Here is an 18,713-nt window from a genome sequence, read left to right as displayed (position 1 = left end):
TGTCCCGAATAACGTGTAGCGATCCTGCACTCGATAATGGGAAAAGCGTTTTACAGGGTTTTCCACACAAAGCCCACAGAACCTCCATCACAAACCCACACAGCATTTGCAGACTTGCTCCATTCCAAACAAGGGAGCGTTCTGATGTACCGAAATCTGACTTTCAAGCTCGGGGCCATTGCCCTGTTGATCCTGGTACTGCTGGTCCCGTTGCTGATGATCGACGGCATCATCGATGATCGCCAGCAACGGCGTGACGGTGTGCTTGAAGACATCGCCCGCAGTTCCAGCTACAGCCAGCAGATCAGCGGGCCGGTGATGGTGGTGCCGTACCGCAAAGTGGTACGCACCTGGAAGACCAAAGAGAAGAGTGACGAGCGTTATCAGGAAATCAGCGAAGAACGTGGCCGCCTGTACTTCCTGCCGGAGCGCTTCGAGCTCGACGGCCAGGTGCAGACCGAACTGCGTGCCCGTGGGATCTACGAGGCGCGGCTGTTCCATGCCGACAACCGCATCAGCGGGCATTTTTCGCTACCGGCGCAGTTGGGGATCAAGGAAGACTTCGTCGATTACAAATTCGATGCGCCGTTTCTGGCAATCGGCATCAGTGATATTCGAGGCATTGAAAATGCCCTGAAACTGGAACTGGGTTCGCAGCGCCTGGACTTTGTGCCCGGCACGCAAGTGGGCTGGCTCGGCGAAGGTGTTCGGGCGACGTTGCCTGCACTCGATACCACTCAGGTCACGGAACTGGCCTTCGGCTTCGATCTGCGCCTGCAAGGTACCGGTTCGCTGCAGGTGCTGCCGGTGGGCAAGACCAGCCGCGTGAACCTCGCTGCCAACTGGCCGCACCCAAGCTTCATCGGCAACTTCCTGCCGGCCAAGCGCGAGATCACCGATCAGGGTTTCACCGCCGATTGGCAGACCTCGTTTTTCTCCACCAATTTGCAAGAAGCCATGAACCGTTGCGTATCGGGCAATGATTGCGAGGCGTTCAACGGGCGCAGTTTCGGCGTGAGTTTCATCGATCCGGTGGATCAATACCTGAAGAGCGACCGGGCGATCAAATATGCGCTGCTGTTCATCGTCCTGACATTCGCCGGTTTCTTCCTGTTCGAAGTGCTGAAAAGCCTGGCGGTGCACCCGGTGCAATACGCGCTGGTGGGTGTGGCGCTGGCGTTCTTTTACCTGCTGCTTTTGTCGTTGTCCGAGCACATCGGTTTTGCTCTCGCGTATCTGTTGTCGGCCAGCGGTTGTGTGGTGTTGATCGGGTTTTATGTCTGCCACGTGCTGCGCAGCGTGCGCCACGGCTTGAGTTTTTCGGCGGGGCTGGCGGCGTTGTACGGCTTGCTCTATGGCTTGTTGAGCGCCGAGGATTACGCGCTGTTGATGGGCTCGCTGCTGCTGTTCGGTCTGCTCGGCGTGTTTATGGTGCTGACCCGCAATCTGGACTGGTACGGGATCGGGCAGAAACCGGCCAAACCGCTGGAATTCGATATCGGAGCGGTGCAATGAGCCGGTTCGTGGGGCTGCGTGAGGAGCAGCGGGAGGCCGAGGTGTTGATGACGCTGATCTTTGCGTCGTTGCCTCCCGCCCCGCGCATCAAACTTTCGGCATCGTCGCTATCATCGACGGCCGCTGGCTCACTTCAAAGAACCAATTGGCCAGCTGCGGGTTGGCTTCACGCCAGCCCAGATCCGGGAAGCGCAGATCCAGATAACCCAGCGCACAGGCCACGCTGATCGAAGCGACGTCGAAGTGGCAGGTCAGTTCGGCAATCGCGTCGCGCTCCAGCAGGGCGAGGGCGCGGCGGATCTTTTCGCGCTGGGCTTCGAGCCATTCGTCCCAGTGTTTTTCCGGGGCGCGCAGCACTTGCTCGTAACGCACCATGACCGAGGCGTCCATGATCCCGTCGGCCATCGAGGCCAGCGTCAGGCGCCGCCAGCGGGCCGAGCCGTCGCGAGGAATCAGCGGATTGCCGACGTGCTGGTGGTCGAGGTAGTCGAGGATCACCCGGCTGTCATGGATGACATTGCCGTCGGCCAGGCGCAGGGCCGGGATCTTGCCCAGCGGGTTGTCTTCGTTGAGCGCGGCGTCCGGGCTGACAGGGCTGAGCACGCAGTCCTGCAGCGCGACGCGATCCTGCTGGCCGGTCTCGTGCAGCAGCACCATGACTTTGCGCACGAACGGGGACAGGGTGTTGTGGAACAGGGTCATGCTGGGAGCGGACATCGGCAGGGTCTCGGTCAGGGGCAATGACGGGCAGCATAGCCTGTCAGCGCCTTGGCTCAAGCTCTTTGTGGGAGCGAGCCTGCTCGCGATAGCGTCTGTTCATTCACAATCCAGGTGACTGAAAATCCGTTATCGCGAGCAGGCTCGCTCCCACAGGTTTTTCAGCTTCGCTGCAGTAATCCCTTCAATCCCAGAATTGCCGGCACTCCGAGACCAATCCAGCTCAAACCATCCCAGATCCCGTCCCCCAGCAGCGCCGCGAACAGGCCCGCTGCACTCAGCAGCGCGATCACCAGCGGTGTGCTGAAGACCTTCCAGAAATTCGACTGACGCGGCTTCATGCAGAGGCCTGCGCCGGTTCCAGCACCGGTCTTGCGGCCCTGCGTCGCACCACCCACAGATACACGCCGCTGGCGAGGACGATGATGGTCAGCACGTCCAGCGTGGCCCAGAGGATTTTCATCGGCATGCCGCCGTAGTCACCAAAGTGCAGCGGCTGCGACATGCCCATGGCGTCCATGTACCACGGCCGTTCGGCGACTGCCGTGACCTGCAGGTTGCTGGCGTCGATCAGCACCGGCGTCAGCAGATGCGAGGTCAGATGGGTGCCGCCCTTCATGAACACCGAGTAATGGTGCTCGCTGGAGAAGCGGGTGCCGGGGAAGGCGATGAAGTCCGGTTTCATCCCCGGTGCGACTTCGCCGGCTATATCCAGCAGGCGGGTGGCCGGGGCGAGGTGAGTCAGCGGTGGCGCATCGCGGTAGGGCGCGATCATGGTGTTGAGCGAATCGTTGCGCCAGGCCGCGATGATCAGATCGGCACAGGCGCTGATCACCCCGGTGACGCCGACCACCAGTGCCCAGGTCAGGGTCACGATGCCGATCAGGTTATGCAGGTCGAGCCAGCGCAGTCGGGTGGATTTGTCCCGGCGCACGCTGCCGAAATCCAGGCGACGCATGAACGGCAGGTACAACACCGTCCCGGACACGATGGCGACCACGAACAACACACCCATGAACGCCAGCAGCAACTTGCCCGGCAGACCGGCAAACATGTCGACGTGCAGGCGCAGGATGAACAGCATCAGGCCGCCATTGGCCGACGGTGTTTCCAGGGCTTCTCCGGTCCGCGCATCAAGCATGAAGGTGTGCGAGGAATTCGGCTCGGTGCCGGCAGTCTTCGCCATGATCGTCAGCACGGTGTTCGGCTCGTCGTCTTCGAAACCGAAATACTGCACGACTTCGCCGGGGCGATGGGCTTCGGCGGCTTGCACCAGTTGCGCCAGATTCAGGTGCGGCGTATCGGCCGGCATCTCGCGCACTTGGGGTGCGTCACCGAGCAGATGCTCGATCTCGTGATGAAAGATCAGCGGCAGGCCGGTCAGGGCCAGCAGCAGCAAAAACACGGTGCAGATCAGGCTGGTCCAGGTGTGGACGAACGACCAGCGGCGAATTGTTTTACTTTTCATTTGATGACCTTAAAGAGCACCAAAGCCGTCCACGAGGGACGGCCTGGTTGCCGGGCCGGTTTCAGCTCAGACGCTTACCACTTGTAGGTGGCGCTGGCGATGACGCTGCGCTGGTCGCCGTAGTAGCAGTAGAAGCTGTCACAGGTGGAGATGTAGTCCTTGTCCAGCAGGTTGGTGGCGTTGACTGCCAGCGACGCGCCTTTGAGGCTGTTGTCCAGGCGACCGAGGTCGTAATGCACGCTGGCATCGAACACGGTGTAGGCGTCCGCCTTGCCCAGCCAGGTGTTGGCCTTGTCGCCGTAGGTGTTGCCGGTGTAGCGCGCACCGGCGCCGATGCCGAAGCCGTCGAGCACGCCGCTGTGCCAGGTGTAGTCGGCCCATAGCGAGGCCTGCTGGTTCGGCATCAGTTGCAGACGATTGCCCTTGTCGACGCCGTTCTGCACTTCGGATTTGGCCAGGGTGTAGGCGGCGATGACTTTCAGGTTGTCGGTGACATCGGAGGTGGCTTCCAGCTCCAGGCCTTTGACTTTGACTTCACCGGTCTGGCTGGTGATCGATACGCCGTTGACGAACGAGCTGACCGAGACGTTTTTCTGGGTCAGGTCATACACGGCTGCGGACAGCAGGGTCTTGCTGCCGGGTGGTTGGTACTTGATGCCCAGTTCCCATTGCTTGCCTTCGGTGGGCTTGAGCGATTCAGTGGAGGAGGCGTCGGCGCCACTGGTGGGCTGGAAGGATTCGGCGTACGACAGGTACGGCACGAAACCGGAGTCGAACACGTAGCTGATCGCCGCGTTACCGCTGAAGGCCTTGTCGCGCTCGGTGTTGGTCGCATCGGCCTTGTTGATGAACTGGGTACCGGTGTGCACCCAGTCTTCACGGCCACCGAGGGTCAGGCGCCATTGGTCCAGGGCCATCTGGTCCTGGATGTAGAGGCCGGTCTGGTAGGTCTTCTGGTTGTAGTCATAGAACGCGGTGGAGCGCGCCGGACGCACGATCGGCTGACCATGGATCGGGTTGTTCACGTTGATGTCCGGCGCACTGCCGAAGATCGAGGTGTAGTTGGTATTGCTGCGCTGGTGATCCAGACCCAGCAGCAGGGTGTGGCGGATGTCACCGGTGGCGAAGTCGGCCTGGAAGTTGTTGTCCACGGCGAACTGGCTGATGTCTTCGTCGACGATGGTGGTCGAGCGGCCAACGTTGCCGTCATTGTCCACTTGAGTGAACGGGTAGGAGCCGACGGTAATGCCCTGGAACGACAGATCCGACTTGGTGTAACGCAGGTTCTGCTTGAACTGCCACACATCGTTCAGGCGATGTTCGAAGGCATAGCCCAGCGCGTAGTAGGTGCGGTCGTAGTATTCCCAGTCCGGATCGCCGAGGTTCTTGTGATGGGAAACCTTGCCGAACGGCATGTCGATCTTGGTGCCCTGCACCGGCAGGAACTGGCTGGTGATGCCGGTATCGTCGCGGGTGAACTGCGTCAGCAGGGTGAATTTGGTGTCGTCGTCGATGTTCCAGGTCAGGCTCGGCGCGATGTTGTAGCGCTTGTTTTCGATGTGGTCGATCTGCGTGTCGCTGTCACGCACCACGCCGCTGAGGCCATACAGGAACTGACCCGCTTCGTCGATCTTGCCGGTGCTGGCGAAGTTGATCTGACGGTGGTTGTCGCTGCCGTATTGCAGCTGGATTTCGCTGCTCTGCACATCGCTCGGGCGACGGCTGACCATGTCCAGCAGGCCGCCCGGCGGGGTCTGGCCGTACACGGACGAAGCCGGGCCGCGCAGCAGGGCGAGGCGGTCGAGGTTCCAGGTTTCCTGTTTCGGGTTGGCGTACACGCCTTTTGGCAGCGGCAGGCCGTCGAGGAACTGAGTCGGTTCGAAGCCGCGCACGCGCAGCCAGTCGGCGCGGGTGTCGCTGCCGTAGCTGCTGGCGGTGATGCCCGGCATGTAGCGCACGGCGTCATCGAGACTGTGCACGCTGCGATCGTCCATCTGCTGGCGGGTGGCGACGGAAATCGAACGCGGCGCTTCGACCAGCGCGGTGTCGGTCTTGGTGCCGGCGGCAGTGCGAGTGGCGGTGTAGCCTTCGACCGGGCCCCAGGCCGTTTCGGTGTTTTCCACACTGATCACGGAAGTTTCCGGCAACGCCAGCACGCCATCCGGCACGGCGACCAGAGTGTAGGTCCCGGTGCCGCTCTGTTGCAGTTGCAGACCCGTGCCACGCAGGGCCGCGCGCAGGGCGCCGGCTGCGTCATATTGGCCGTTGACCGGCGCCGAGGTCTTGCCCGCCGCCAGCGACGGGTTCAGCGACAGCGTGAGGCCGCCCTGGCTGGCGATCTGGTTAAGGGTGGTCGACAGGGGCGCGGCCGGCAGGTTGTAGGCGCGTACGCTCGACGCCTGTTCAGCGGCGATCAGTTGGCTGCTGGCCAGCGGGGTGCAGAGGACAATGGCGACCGCCAGCAAACTGGGGCGCAACAAGGTGTCTAGCGAACGGGACATACGGCGGCTCCTGAATGGAAATATTTCTCAATTGCCTGTGTGCCGTACGAGATTCGAAAAGTGATAGGGCTGGATGAAAATAATGTCGATTAACGCGAAACGGCCCGCGCCATGACAGAGGATCAAGGCTTCGGATCAGCCTTGGCCACGGTGACCCACCATGGCGTGTGCTGCTCGATCTGCACTGGCAGCGTCGGCAGCAGGGCGTTCAGCGCCTTGTCGGTATCGTGCAGCGGGAAACTGCCGGTGATGTGCAGATCGGCCACCTCCGGTGAGATGCCCAGATGGCCACGACGATAACGACCGAGTTCATGCACCAGGTCTTCCAGGCGGGCGTTGTCCACCACCAGCATGCCGCGGGTCCAGGCATCGACGCCGGGGTTGAGCGCCACCACCGAATCCAAGCCGTTATTGCGGATCAGCACTTGCTGGCCTTCGCGCAGGATCTGTTCCTGCGGATCGGATTGCGGATGCGCCGCCACCGCTGATTGCAGCACACTCAGGCGCGTGCCGGCGTCTTCTCGCTTGACCAGGAAACGCGTGCCGAGGGCGCGCATGCTGCCCTCGGCGGTTTCGACGATGAACGGCCGCGCATCGCCATGACCGGTTTCGATGAGGATTTCACCTTCCTGCAGCACGATCAGCCGCTGCTTTTCATCGAACCGCACATCCATGGCGCTGTGAGTGTTGAGATTGACCACGGTGCCGTCCGCCAGCCGCACGGTACGTTGTTCACCGGTGGCGGTGCGCTGATCGGCGAGCCAGTAATCCAGCGGCAGGTAATGGTCGGCGGCAAACAATGTCAGACCGACCACCGCCACAACGCTGGCCAGACCGTTGCCAAGCTTGCGTACCCGACGGCGGATGCCTTCGCGCGATTGCAGCAATGCGCTGCGTGCCGGGCCGTTGGCCACGCTGAAACGCTGGTCGAGCATGCCCAGCTGGCGCCAGGCGCGGGCATGCTCTTCATTGGCAGCGTGCCATTTGGCGAACTCTTCGCGCTCAAGCGGACTGCTGGAGTCGAGGGTCAATTGCCAGGCGATCGCTGCATCCAGCACATGGGCCGGCACCGGTCTGGAACTGGCCGGGTTCACGTCGGCTCACCGTACAGGGCGATGTAGCACTGACGGATGCCCTGGGCCAGGTACTGACGCACGCGGGGGACCGACACGCCGAGTTTGTCGGCGATCTCGGCATGGGTCAGGCCGTCGAGACGGTTATAAAGGAAAGCGGCGCGGGCCTTGGTCGACAATTGGCCGAGGAGGCGGTCGATGGCCTTGAGGTCTTCGAGGATCAGTTGTTGCTCTTCCACCGACGGCTGCTCGCCTTCGGGAATCAGCATCAGTTCGGTCAGATACGCCTGTTCCAGCGCTGCCCGGCGGAAGTAGTCGAACAACAAGCCCTTGGCGATGGCTACCAGAAAGGCTCGGGGTTCGCGGGGCGTCAGCAGTTCGTCGCGGCCGAGCAGGCGGACGAAGGTGTCCTGACTCAGGTCCTCGGCGCGTTGCGGGCAGGCCACGTTGCGCCGCAGCCAGGCCAGCAGCCAGCCGCGGTGGTCGCGATACAACGCACCGACGAGCTCACTGTGAGGGCTTTGGGCTGACGACACGAAAACACCGACTGGGAAATGTTAACCAACGAGAATTGTTCGCGATTGTGGCAGAGGTGGGAATGGTTAGCAATTGGCCACCGGTCGGGTTGTCGGGCGACAACCCGGGACTCAGAACGAATGTGTCTGCTGACGGCGCTTCCATTGGCTCAGGCGTTGTTGCAGATTCAGTGGACTGTGGATCTGTTGCTGACGCGCGCGACTGAACAGAATCAACGCCAGTTCCGCCGTGGCCAGCGCATCGGCGCTGGCGTGGTGGCGTTCGAACACTTCAAGCCTGAACCAGTCGATCCATTCGTCCAGTCCTGCCTCGCGGATGTGCGCTTGTGGGCAAACCAGTGGTGCAATGTCGGCGACATCCAGAAACACCTGCTGCAATTTGTACCCCAGGTGTTCTTTCATGGCGCGGCCCAGCATGTGTTGATCGAACGGCGCATGAAACGCCAGCACCGGACTGTCCCCGATAAACTCCAGCAAATCGACCAGAGCCTCGGCCGGTTCGCTGCCGGCGGCAATCGCGTTCGGCCCCAGTCCATGGATCAACACACTGGGGCCGAGTTTCAGTTCGCGACATTGCAGGGTGCGTTCGAATTGCTGGCTGAAATCGATCGCACCGTCCTCGATCACCACCGCGCCGATCGACAGCACCCGATCCTTGTTCAGATTGAGCCCGGTGGTTTCCAGATCCAGCACCACCCAGCGCTGTTCGCGCAGACTGCACTCGCTCAGTCCGCGGATCGCCGGCAGTTTCGACAGGCGTTGTCGCAGATCGTCCGGCAGAACGGGGCTGGCCGGGCGCAGCCACGAAAACAGGCTCATAGCTGATACCGCAAGGTCAGGCTGCTTTGCAGGCGCTGGGCCTGGCGCAGGGATTCGCGCAGGATGCGCCGGTCCAGATGATTGAGGCTGTCGGGATCGACCCGGTTCGAATACGGCAGGTTTTCCCGGGTCTGCAGTTGATGCTGCTGCATGCGCGTCTGCTGGATGAAGTGATACGCCTCTTCGTACGCGGCGCCATCCAGTCGGTCGATGACTTCTTTATCCACAAGCTGGCGGAAGCGTTCGAGGGTGTTGTTGGCGTCGATGCCGTTGGCCAGCGCGAGCAGGCGCGCACCGTCGACAAACGGGGTCAGGCCCTGGATTTTCAGGTCCAGCGTGGCTTTCTCGCCGTTCTTTTTCGTCAGCACGAACTCACGGAAGCGCCCAACCGGCGGACGGTTGCGCAAGGCGTTCTCGGCCATCATCCGCTGGAACAGGCGATTGTCGCCGACCTGATCGAGAATCCCCCGCCGCAATTGCTCGCAACCCTGTTCATCACCCCAGACTACCCGCAGGTCGAAATAGATGCTGGAACCCAACAAGTTCTCCGGCGTCGCCTCGCGAATGAACGCGGCAAACCGTCGGGCCCATTCGGCACGGGACAGACATAGCTGAGGATTGCCGGCCATGATGTTGCCCTTGCACAGGGTGAAGCCGCATTGCGCCAGGCTGTTGTTGATCTGCTGGGCAATCGGCAGCAGTTTGCCGCGAATCTCCGCCGCGTGGGCCGCATCCCGGGCTTCGAACAGAATGCCGTTGTCCTGATCGGTGTGCAGGGTCTGCTCGCGCCGGCCTTCGCTGCCGAAACACAACCAGCTGAATGGCACGCCGGGGTCGCCTTTCTCGGCGAGGGTCAGTTCGATCACCCGGCACACGGTGTGATCGTTGAGCAGGGTGATGATGTGAGTGATCTGGGTCGAGGACGCGCCGTGAGCGAGCATGCGCTCCACCAGTTGGCCGATCTCGCCGCGCAGGGTCACCAGTTGCTCGACTCGCTGGGCGCTGCGGATGGTCCGGGCCAGGTGCACCAGATCGACCCGCTGCAGCGAAAACAGATCCCGTTCGGAAACCACGCCGCACAGGCGCTGATCCTTGACCAGACACACGTGGGCGATGTGCCTTTCGGTCATGGCAATCGCCGCGTCGAAAGCGCTGTGATCCGGCGACAGATAGAACGGCGAGTGCGTCATGTGGAGTTCGATCGGCTCGCTGAAATCGCCAACCCCTTCAGCCACGACATGCCGCAGATCGCGCAGGGTGAAAATCCCCAGCGGCGCCTTGTGTTCATCCACCGCGACGATGCTGCCGACCTGTTGTTCGTGCATCAGCTTCACCGCTTCGCGCAGTGGGGTGGAAGGGCTGCAGGTCACTGGATGGCGCATCGCCAATTCGCCCAGGCGGGTGTTCAGCGAGTATTGGGTGCCGAGGGTTTCCACGGCTTTCTGCTGAACTTGCTGGTTGACCTGATCCAGCAGGCTGCTGACCCCGCGAAGGGCGAAGTCGCGGAAGGTATTGGAGAGGGCGAACAGCTTGATGAACGCCAGTTTGTTCAGTTGCAGGCAGAAGGTGTCTTCGCCGGCCAGGTGCTCGGTGCGGGTCGCCCGTTCGCCGAGCAGCGCGGCGAGGGGAAAACACTCGCCAGTGGTGATTTCAAACGTGGTTTCGGTGCCGCCCTTGGCCGTATGTGGGCGTTCACCGACCACCCGGCCCTGCTTGACGATGTAGAAGTGTTCGACCGGCCCGTCGGCGGGTTTGATGATGCTCTCGCCCTGACCGTAGAAGCGCAGCTGGCATTGCTCCACCAGGTAGGCCAGGTGGGCGTGTTCCATTTGATTGAAAGGGGGGAAGCGCTGAAGGAATTGCAAAGTGCCCTGAATGTTCTGCAACACCGCGGTTTTCCCTGCCTGGGTGAAGGCGTCCGCTTTACTCATAACCATTACCGCAGTCTTTTTCGAATTGTTGTTGTCGGATCGTTGCAGCCATGGTCGACCCCATCGCGCGGGGTGCCCATTGGACGTAAGTCTAGGTTGGGCATGCCGTTGGGGAGTTTTCGGATATGCCCTACAAAATCAGTCGGAAATTCTTCGGTTCGCCCCTTGGAAAAAAATCCGACGAAGTGCACATTGAAGCTCTGCCCAGCGATGTCTGACCACTGTGCCAGGGGACTGAATTGAAAACGTAGAGAACGCCATGTCCGACCACGATATTTTGAGCGACGCCGAGCGGGAAGCGCTCAGCGCTGTAATGCTCGAACCCGATTTGCCACCGCAACGTGTATTGATCGTCGACGACGACAAGGACGCCCGGGAGCTGTTGTCGGAGATTCTCGGATTGGATGGCATTCGCTGCCTGACCGCGGCCAGCGGCGAAACCGCCCTGAAAATGCTCGCGGAAAAACCTTCGATCGGACTGGTGATCACAGACCTGCGCATGGGCAACGTCGATGGTCTGGAGTTGATCCGCCAGGTGCGCGAGTCAGTGCGGGCGGCGTTGCCGATCATCATTGTGTCGGGCGATGCCGACGTGAAGGACGCGATTGCGGCGATGCATTTGAGTGTGGTGGATTTTCTGCTCAAACCGATCGATACCGCCAAATTGCTTGGACTGGTCAGGCATGAGCTGGGCATCGAGCCCTAGCCAATCCGGCGCAAACAAAAAAGCCCTGATCAAAAGATCAGGGCTTTTTCATGTCCGGCATCCGCGCAAGTTACAGGCCGTTGGCAGCCTTGAACTCGCGGCGACGACGGTGCAGGACCGGCTCGGTGTAGCCGTTCGGCTGTTTGGTGCCCTCGATCACCAGTTCGACCGCCGCCTGGAAGGCGATGTTGCTGTCGAAGTTCGGGGCCAGCGGACGGTACAGCGGGTCGTTGGCATTCTGACGGTCCACTACCGGCGCCATGCGCTTGAGGCTTTCCATCACTTGCGCTTCGGTCACCACACCGTGGCGCAGCCAGTTGGTGATGTGCTGGCTGGAGATACGCAGCGTCGCACGGTCTTCCATCAGGCCGACATCGTTGATATCCGGCACTTTCGAACAGCCCACGCCCTGGTCGATCCAGCGCACCACGTAACCGAGAATGCCCTGGGCGTTGTTGTCCAGTTCGTTCTTGATCTGCTCCGGGGTCCAGTTCGGGTTGACCGCCAGCGGGATGGTCAGGATGTCATCGACCGAAGCGCGGGCACGTTTGGCCAGCTCGGCCTGACGGGCGAACACGTCGACCTTGTGGTAGTGCAGCGCGTGCAGCGCAGCGGCGGTCGGCGACGGTACCCAGGCGGTGTTGGCACCGGCCAGCGGGTGAGCGATTTTCTGTTCGAGCATCGCCGCCATCAGGTCGGGCATCGCCCACATGCCTTTACCGATTTGCGCACGACCTTGCAGGCCGGTGCTCAGACCGATATCGACGTTCCAGTTTTCATAGGCGCCGATCCACTTCTCGGCCTTCATGTCGGCCTTGCGCACCATCGGGCCGGCTTCCATGGAGGTGTGAATTTCATCGCCGGTGCGGTCGAGGAAACCGGTGTTGATGAACACCACGCGCTCGCTGGCGGCCTTGATGCAGGCCTTGAGGTTGACCGTGGTGCGGCGCTCCTCGTCCATGATCCCGACTTTCAGGGTGTTGCGCGCAAGGCCCAGCACGTCTTCGATGCGACCGAACAGCTCGTTGGTGAACGCCGCTTCTTCCGGGCCGTGCATCTTCGGTTTGACGATGTAGACCGAACCGGTGCGAGTGTTCTTGCGCGAGGTGTTGCCGTTGAGGTTGTGCATCGCCGCCAGGCACGTGACCAGACCGTCGAGGATGCCTTCCGGCACTTCGTTGCCGTCTTTGTCGAGAATCGCATCGATGGTCATCAGGTGACCAACGTTACGCACGAACAACAGCGAGCGGCCGTGCAGGGTCAGTTCGCTGCCGTCGACCTTGGTGTAGGTGCGATCCGGGTTCATGGTACGGGTGAAGGTCTGGCCGCCCTTGGACACGGATTCCGCGAGGTCGCCCTTCATCAGGCCGAGCCAGTTGCGGTAGATCACCACCTTGTCGTCGGCATCGACGGCAGCCACGGAGTCTTCGCAGTCCATGATGGTGGTCAGCGCCGCTTCCATCAGGATGTCTTTGACGCCGGCGGCATCGGTCTGGCCGACCGGGGTGCTGGCGTCGATCTGGATTTCGAAATGCAGGCCGTTGTTTTTCAGCAGGATCGCGATCGGCGCATTGGCGTCGCCCTGGAAGCCGATCAGTTGTGCATCGTTGCGCAGGCCGCTGGTGCTGCCGCCCTTGAGGGTGACCAGCAGTTTGCCGTCAGCGATCTTGTAGCCGGTGGAATCGACGTGGGAGCCTGCGGCCAGTGGCGCGGCTTCGTCGAGGAACGCACGGGCGAAGGCGATGACTTTATCGCCACGCACCTTGTTGTAGCCTTTGCCTTTTTCCGCGCCGCCGGCTTCGCTGATGGCGTCGGTGCCATACAGGGCGTCGTACAGCGAACCCCAGCGGGCGTTCGAGGCGTTGAGGGCGAAGCGGGCGTTCATCACCGGAACCACGAGTTGCGGGCCGGCGGTACGGGCGATTTCGTCGTCGACGTTTTGCGTCGTTGCCTGGAAATCAGCCGCTTCTGGCAGCAGATAACCGATCTCTTGCAGGAAGGCTTTATAAGCCACGGCGTCGTGCGGCTGACCGGCACGGCTCTGGTGCCAGCCGTCGATACGAGCCTGGAAGTCATCGCGTTTGGCGAGTAGGGCTTTGTTCTTCGGCGCCAGGTCGTGAATGACCTTGTCGGCACCTTCCCAGAATTTGTCGGCGGTGAGGCCGGTACCGGGAATGGCTTCGTTGTTCACGAAGTCGAACAGGACTTTGGCGACCTGCAGGCCACCGACTTGAACGTGTTCAGTCATTGCTTGCCTCACTCTGCTCAGCTATTTCGCTTTTCAGCTCTTCAATTTAACAATGAAGCCTCTGGCCATTTAAACCACAAACCCCTTGACCAGTACATGCCATCGCTGGCGGCTGGGTTGGGACCAATCAACGGCTTGGGGGCCTTGCTGACGGGGCTTTCAGGGTTGCGAACGTGCCTTGGGCAGACATCGATCCAGCGTTATGTAGTGCGCGCTGCGGCATACTACATGATGAGTTGCGGTTGTGAAAATCAGACTAATTACGTCGTTCTGCGACCCCATGACGCATTGCGGTCACGGCGCGGAACGGGATGTTCTCAAAAAACCAATGGATTGTTCCAGTTAAATATAAAAAGTTGTACACGATTGGTGATTTCGAGCGTCTGAGGCGTCTGTCGAACGCTTGCCTATACTTGCTTTTCTATAACAAAAGTCATGACAAGAGGGCTGCGCCATGGATCACCTCGTACTCACCGTCTTCGCGCCGGACAAGCCCGGGCAGGTCGAGCGCATCGCCCAATGCATCGCCGAGCACGGCGGCAACTGGCTGGAAAGCCGCATGTCACGCATGGCCGGGCAGTTCGCCGGGATTCTGCGGGTTGGCGTGCCGGCAGAGGCTTACGACGAATTAGTCGATGCCTTACAAGCGTTGTCGGCGCAGGGCATTCGTGTGCTGGTAGCCGAAAGCGGTATCGAGCAGGCCTGCACCTGGAAACCGATTGCCATGGAACTGGTGGGCAATGATCGTCCGGGCATCGTGCGCGATATCACCCGGTTGCTGAGCGAGCAGGGTGTGAACCTCGAGCGGCTGGTGACCGAAGTGCGTCCGGCGCCGATGAGCAGCGAGCCGCTGTTTCACGCCGAAGCGATTCTGGCGGTGCCCCTGACTCTTTCACTGGACGTGCTGCAATCGCGCCTGGAAACCCTGGCCGATGACTTGATGGTGGAATTGGTGCTGCGCACCGACCTGTGAAGACGGATCGGGTTATCCAGTTTAAACGTGCACCTGCCTGTGGATAACCTGTAGAGACTGACCGCCAGGCCACGTCCGCCTTGGCTTTGCGTGAATTGATCAAAAAAACACCAGCATTCAGTGACTTGCGCACAAACAGCGGGGATCACGCTGTGGATAACCTTGGGAAGGAACGATGCAGGCCACGAGAACCGTGGCCTGCGGAGTTTTGTACGGTTTTTGATCAGCTGCGCCGGCGCAGACTTATCCACGCATCGACGCTATACACCGCCAGACCGGCCCAGATAAACATGAAGGCGATCAGCGTGCTGGACGACAAGTGCTCACCGAACAGCAGCACGGCTTGCAGCAGCACCAGAGTCGGTGCCAGGTACTGCAGGAAGCCGAGGGTGGTGTAGGGCAGGTGCCGCGCCGCCGCGTTGAAGCAGACCAGCGGCACCAGCGTCACCGGACCGGCCGCCACCAGCCACCAGGCTTCGGAGGTCGTCCAGAACTCGGCCTGAGCACTGGTCGCGGTCGGATTGAACAGCAGCCATGCGAGGGCGATCGGCACCAGCATCCAGGTTTCCACCACCAGCCCGGGCAGCGCCTTGACCGGCGCCTGCTTGCGGATCAGTCCGTAGAAACCGAAGGTCAGCGCCAGCACTAGCGATACCCACGGCAGGCTGCCGACCTGCCATACCTGCTGCGCCACGCCAATCGCCGCCAGACCGACCGCCAGCCACTGCATGCGGCGCAAGCGTTCGCCGAGGATCAACATGCCCAGCAGCACGTTAACCAATGGGTTGATGTAGTAACCGAGGCTCGCCTCCAGCATCCGCCCGTTGTTCACCGACCAGACGTAGGTCAGCCAGTTGGCCGCGATCAGCGTGCCGCTGAGCGCGAGAATCGCCAGGCGTTTAGGGTTATCGCGCAGCTCCTGCCACCAGCCCGGGTGTTTCCAGACCATCAACAGCAGCGCGCCGAACAGCGCTGACCACAGCACCCGGTGGATGATGATTTCCACCGCCGGCACTTCGGCGATGGCTTTGAAGTAGAGCGGGAACAGTCCCCAGATGATGTAGGCGCTGAGGCCCAGAATGTACCCGCGACGCGGGTTGGCGGCTTGCATGCAGAATCCTTGCTTAGGCAGCTAACAAAGCAGCAATTGTACGGGCAGTTGTATAGACGTGTCGTGTCAGAAAAGCTTCAACGGCTCTTCGTTCAGCGCCGACAGTTGCTCACGCAACGCCAGCACCTGATCGCCCCAATACCGCTCCGTGCCGAACCACGGAAAACTGTGAGGGAACGCCGGATCGTCCCAGCGTCGGGCCAGCCACGCGCTGTAATGCATCAGGCGCAAGGCGCGCAGTGGTTCGATCAGCGCCAGTTCGCGGGGGTCGAAATCGTGGAACTCGTTGTAGCCGTCCATCAACTCCGACAGCTGTCCGAGACACTCCTGGCGATCGCCGGCGAGCATCATCCAGATGTCCTGCACCGCCGGCCCCATGCGGCAGTCGTCGAGGTCGACGATGTGGAACATCTCGTCGCGGCACATCATGTTGCCGGGGTGGCAGTCGCCGTGTATGCGGATGTTCTGGTGCGGCGTGGCGGCGTAGACGTCTTCCACACGCTTGAGCAGATCGCGGGCGACAGACTCGTAGGCCGGCAACAGACTTTTCGGAATGAAGTTGCCTTCCAGCAAAGTGGTCAGCGACGCATGGCCAAAGTTCTGCACGGTCAGCGCTTCTCGGTGTTCGAACGGCTTCGTTCCGCCGACCGCGTGCATGCGCCCGAGCAACTGGCCGAGGCGATACAGCTGATCGAGATTGCCCGGCTCCGGCGCGCGGCCACCGCGACGGGGAAACAAGGTGAAACGGAAGCCAGCGTGTTCATGCAGGGTTTCGCCGTTGTGGACAAGTGGCGCCACCACCGGGATCTCGACGTCGGCCAGTTCGAAGGTGAACTGGTGTTCTTCGAGAATGGCCTCGTTGGTCCAGCGCTGCGGGCGATAGAACTTGGCGATCAGCGGTTCCGAGTCTTCGATGCCGACCTGATAGACGCGGTTTTCGTAACTGTTGAGCGCCAGGATGCGCGCATCGCTCAGGAAACCGATGCTTTCGACGGCATCGAGCACGAGGTCTGGGGTGAGGGTTTCAAACGGGTGGGCCATGCTGACTCCTGCGCGCAGCAGGCTGCCGCGTCCGGCCCAGCATGGTAGCGCAGACGGGCTGTCTTGAGGGGATCGTTCCCGTGCAGGGCACGGGAACGATCAGAGCGTCGCAGCATCAGGCGCCGACGATCCCGCCATCCTCACGGGTAATCGCCATCACCGAAGAGCGTGGCTTGCCGTTCGGCAGGTGCTCGGGGAAGGTCGAGCCGCCGTTCTCGCCCGGATGCTGAATCCCGACAAACAGGGTTTTCTGATCCGGCGAGAAACTGATCCCGGTGACTTCACAACCGATCGGTCCGACCATGAACCGGCGAATCTCACCGGTCGCAGGATCGGCGCAGAGCATCTGGTTGTTGCCCATTCCGGCAAAGTCCCCGGCGTTGCTCGAATCACCGTCGGTGAGAATCCACAGTCGGCCGGCCTTGTCGAAACCGAGGCCGTCAGGGCTGTTGAACATGTTTTGCGGCGTGATGTTCGACGAGCCGCCCTTCGGCGTGCCGGCGTGCACGCTCGGGTTGCCGGCCACCACGAACAGATCCCAGGCGAAGGTCTTCGAACCATGATCGTCGCGGTCGGTGCGCCAGCGCAGGATCTGACCGTAGACGTTCTTCTCGCGCGGGTTCGGCCCGCCCACCGGTTGCCCGTCTTCGCCGCGCTTGGCGTTGTTGGTCAGGGTGCAATAAACCTGGCCGTCTTTCGGGCTGACCACGATCCACTCCGGACGGTCCATGCGCGTGGCGCCGACCACACTGGCTGCCAGACGCGCGTGAATCAGCACTTCGGCCTGATCGGCAAAACCGCTGCTGGCGTCGATGCCGTTCTTGCCGTGGGTCAGTTCGATCCACTGGCCCTGGCCTTTCGGGTGGTCGGAGTTGCCGTCGCCCGCATCGAACTTCGCCACGTACAGGGTGCCGTGATCGAGGATGTCGCGGTTGGCTTTCGCGTTGCGGTGGTTGATGCGGTCGCGGCTGATGAACTTGTAGATGAACTCGCCGCGTTCGTCGTCGCCCATGTACACCACGGCGCGACCGTCGTCGGTCTCGGCCAGGGCAGCGTTTTCGTGTTTGAAGCGACCGAGGGCAGTGCGCTTGACCGGCGTCGATTGCGGGTCGAACGGGTCGATTTCCACCACCCAGCCGTGACGGTTGAGCTCGTTCGGGTTTTTGACCATGTCGAAGCGCGGATCGAACGGATGCCAGTTGATCTCGCGGCTGGCGGCCGTCACGCCGTAGCGTTTCTGCGCCGGATCGAACTGTTGCTGGGCATTGCTGCTGCCGAAGCAGTCGGTGAAGTTCTCTTCACACGTCAGATAAGTGCCCCACGGGGTCTTGCCGTTGGCGCAGTTCTGGAAGGTGCCGAGGACTTTCTTGCCGTGCTTGTCGGCGCTGGTTTTCATCAATTCATGACCGGCCGCCGGGCCGCTGATGCGCAGCGGTGAGTTGCCGTGGATGCGGCGGTTGTAGCGCGAACCCTGAACGAACTGCCATTGACCGTTCTTGCGCGCCACTTCGATCACCGAGACACCTTCGCAGGCCAGGGCCTTGCGCACGTCTTCCGCCGATTGCGGCAGGCCGCCGTGAGGGTAGAGGTAGCGGTAGTTGGTGTATTCGTTGTTGATCGCCATCAGGGCGCGGTTTCTGTCGTCCGGAAAGGCGAACAGGCTCATGCCGTCGTTGTTGTCACCGAACTGCACTTCCTGTGCGGCTGCAGTGCCGTTGCCGCTCGGGTCGAAGGCCGGGCCGTTCTTGTGCAGGGGCTGGCCCCAGCTGATCAGCACCGACGACTTGTAACCCTTGGGCAGGCTGATGACGTCGGTGGTGGCGGCCGCAATGCTGTCGAAGCCCAGCAGGCGGCTGTTGCCGGCGCTGACACCGGTGGCCAGGGCGCTGCGACTCAACAGGCTGCCACCGAGGAACATCGCCGCGCCGCACAGTGCGCCGGCACCGATGAAACCACGACGGCTCAGGCCGACCATTTTTTCCAGATCAGTGGATTGGTTTTCTTCTAATAGGCTCACATCAGGCTCCCTGCTTGGTTTTGGCAGCCACCTTAATGAGAGGCGATGACGCTTTTG

General features: G+C 61.5%; 15 protein-coding genes. 3 read left to right on the top strand and 12 right to left on the bottom strand.

Annotated features, from left to right (window positions below):
- Positions 1–144: 144 nt before the first annotated feature.
- Entirely contained in the window at positions 145–1,515 is a 1,371-nt protein-coding gene (gene creD, locus J5M72_RS00475; RefSeq protein WP_207863733.1) for a cell envelope integrity protein CreD, read from the top strand.
- Between the two features lie 87 nt (positions 1,516–1,602).
- On the opposite strand, the gene J5M72_RS00470 is transcribed toward creD, so the two are convergent.
- The 8 genes from J5M72_RS00470 to J5M72_RS00435 all read right to left on the bottom strand — a co-directional run bounded on the left by J5M72_RS00470 (position 1,603) and on the right by J5M72_RS00435 (position 10,566).
- Positions 1,603–2,232: a glutathione S-transferase gene (locus tag J5M72_RS00470; RefSeq protein WP_207863732.1), complete on the bottom strand. Its 630-nt coding sequence runs from the start codon at positions 2,230–2,232 to the stop codon at positions 1,603–1,605.
- Between the two features lie 161 nt (positions 2,233–2,393).
- Entirely contained in the window at positions 2,394–2,573 is a 180-nt protein-coding gene (locus J5M72_RS00465; RefSeq protein WP_169432205.1) for a hypothetical protein, read from the bottom strand.
- On the bottom strand, positions 2,570–3,700 hold the full coding sequence (locus tag J5M72_RS00460) for a PepSY domain-containing protein (RefSeq protein ID WP_207863731.1): 1,131 nt from the start codon (positions 3,698–3,700) through the stop codon (positions 2,570–2,572). The genes J5M72_RS00465 and J5M72_RS00460 overlap by 4 nt, the downstream gene beginning before the upstream one ends.
- Positions 3,701–3,774: 74 nt before the next feature.
- Complete coding sequence (locus J5M72_RS00455) at positions 3,775–6,201, bottom strand: TonB-dependent siderophore receptor (RefSeq protein ID WP_207863730.1); 2,427 nt, start codon at positions 6,199–6,201, stop codon at positions 3,775–3,777.
- 122 nt (positions 6,202–6,323) lie between these two features.
- Positions 6,324–7,295 (bottom strand): FecR family protein, encoded by a 972-nt coding sequence (locus J5M72_RS00450; RefSeq protein ID WP_207863729.1) that lies wholly within the window; start codon positions 7,293–7,295, stop codon positions 6,324–6,326.
- On the bottom strand, positions 7,292–7,810 hold the full coding sequence (locus tag J5M72_RS00445) for an RNA polymerase sigma factor (RefSeq protein WP_169432201.1): 519 nt from the start codon (positions 7,808–7,810) through the stop codon (positions 7,292–7,294). Before J5M72_RS00445 ends, J5M72_RS00450 begins: the two co-directional genes overlap by 4 nt.
- Before the next feature lie 111 nt (positions 7,811–7,921).
- Complete coding sequence (locus J5M72_RS00440) at positions 7,922–8,629, bottom strand: 3'-5' exonuclease (RefSeq protein ID WP_207863728.1); 708 nt, start codon at positions 8,627–8,629, stop codon at positions 7,922–7,924.
- Positions 8,626–10,566: a putative nucleotidyltransferase substrate binding domain-containing protein gene (locus J5M72_RS00435; protein WP_207863727.1), complete on the bottom strand. Its 1,941-nt coding sequence runs from the start codon at positions 10,564–10,566 to the stop codon at positions 8,626–8,628. The genes J5M72_RS00440 and J5M72_RS00435 overlap by 4 nt, the downstream gene beginning before the upstream one ends.
- A 253-nt stretch (positions 10,567–10,819) precedes the next feature.
- Here J5M72_RS00435 and J5M72_RS00430 point away from each other — a divergent pair, with 253 nt between their 5' ends.
- Complete coding sequence (locus tag J5M72_RS00430) at positions 10,820–11,266, top strand: response regulator (protein WP_169432198.1); 447 nt, start codon at positions 10,820–10,822, stop codon at positions 11,264–11,266.
- A 70-nt stretch (positions 11,267–11,336) separates the two neighbouring features.
- Here J5M72_RS00430 and J5M72_RS00425 read toward each other — a convergent pair whose 3' ends face one another.
- Positions 11,337–13,514 (bottom strand): malate synthase G, encoded by a 2,178-nt coding sequence (locus J5M72_RS00425; protein ID WP_207863726.1) that lies wholly within the window; start codon positions 13,512–13,514, stop codon positions 11,337–11,339.
- Between the two features lie 454 nt (positions 13,515–13,968).
- Here J5M72_RS00425 and J5M72_RS00420 point away from each other — a divergent pair, with 454 nt between their 5' ends.
- Entirely contained in the window at positions 13,969–14,487 is a 519-nt protein-coding gene (locus J5M72_RS00420; protein WP_011336250.1) for a glycine cleavage system protein R, read from the top strand.
- Positions 14,488–14,710: 223 nt separating this feature from the next.
- Here the strand turns inward: J5M72_RS00420 and rarD are convergent, their stop codons facing one another.
- The 3 genes from rarD to J5M72_RS00405 all read right to left on the bottom strand — a co-directional run bounded on the left by rarD (position 14,711) and on the right by J5M72_RS00405 (position 18,656).
- Positions 14,711–15,598 (bottom strand): EamA family transporter RarD, encoded by an 888-nt coding sequence (rarD, locus tag J5M72_RS00415; RefSeq protein ID WP_207863725.1) that lies wholly within the window; start codon positions 15,596–15,598, stop codon positions 14,711–14,713.
- A 66-nt stretch (positions 15,599–15,664) separates the two neighbouring features.
- Positions 15,665–16,639, bottom strand: a complete 975-nt coding sequence (locus J5M72_RS00410; protein WP_207863724.1) for a serine/threonine protein kinase — start codon at positions 16,637–16,639, stop codon at positions 15,665–15,667.
- Positions 16,640–16,754: 115 nt separating this feature from the next.
- Entirely contained in the window at positions 16,755–18,656 is a 1,902-nt protein-coding gene (locus J5M72_RS00405) for a PhoX family phosphatase (RefSeq protein ID WP_207863723.1), read from the bottom strand.
- Positions 18,657–18,713: the final 57 nt, after the last annotated feature.

Source organism: Pseudomonas sp. 58(2021), from assembly GCF_017491585.1.
Taxonomy (GTDB): Bacteria; Pseudomonadota; Gammaproteobacteria; order Pseudomonadales; family Pseudomonadaceae; genus Aquipseudomonas; species Aquipseudomonas fluorescens_BT.
This window is presented reverse-complemented; position numbering and strand designations above follow the sequence as displayed.

What these genes read in the sequence shown, in the direction of transcription:
- creD (WP_207863733.1), top strand. Translation starts at nt 145, where the DNA reads ATGTACCGAAATCTGACTTTCAAGCTCGGGGCCATTGCCCTGTTGATC.
- J5M72_RS00470 (WP_207863732.1), bottom strand. Translation starts at nt 2,232, where the DNA reads ATGTCCGCTCCCAGCATGACCCTGTTCCACAACACCCTGTCCCCGTTC.
- J5M72_RS00465 (WP_169432205.1), bottom strand. Translation starts at nt 2,573, where the DNA reads ATGAAGCCGCGTCAGTCGAATTTCTGGAAGGTCTTCAGCACACCGCTG.
- J5M72_RS00460 (WP_207863731.1), bottom strand. Translation starts at nt 3,700, where the DNA reads ATGAAAAGTAAAACAATTCGCCGCTGGTCGTTCGTCCACACCTGGACC.
- J5M72_RS00455 (WP_207863730.1), bottom strand. Translation starts at nt 6,201, where the DNA reads ATGTCCCGTTCGCTAGACACCTTGTTGCGCCCCAGTTTGCTGGCGGTC.
- J5M72_RS00440 (WP_207863728.1), bottom strand. Translation starts at nt 8,629, where the DNA reads ATGAGCCTGTTTTCGTGGCTGCGCCCGGCCAGCCCCGTTCTGCCGGAC.
- J5M72_RS00435 (WP_207863727.1), bottom strand. Translation starts at nt 10,566, where the DNA reads ATGGTTATGAGTAAAGCGGACGCCTTCACCCAGGCAGGGAAAACCGCG.
- J5M72_RS00430 (WP_169432198.1), top strand. Translation starts at nt 10,820, where the DNA reads ATGTCCGACCACGATATTTTGAGCGACGCCGAGCGGGAAGCGCTCAGC.
- J5M72_RS00425 (WP_207863726.1), bottom strand. Translation starts at nt 13,514, where the DNA reads ATGACTGAACACGTTCAAGTCGGTGGCCTGCAGGTCGCCAAAGTCCTG.
- J5M72_RS00420 (WP_011336250.1), top strand. Translation starts at nt 13,969, where the DNA reads ATGGATCACCTCGTACTCACCGTCTTCGCGCCGGACAAGCCCGGGCAG.
- rarD (WP_207863725.1), bottom strand. Translation starts at nt 15,598, where the DNA reads ATGCAAGCCGCCAACCCGCGTCGCGGGTACATTCTGGGCCTCAGCGCC.
- J5M72_RS00410 (WP_207863724.1), bottom strand. Translation starts at nt 16,639, where the DNA reads ATGGCCCACCCGTTTGAAACCCTCACCCCAGACCTCGTGCTCGATGCC.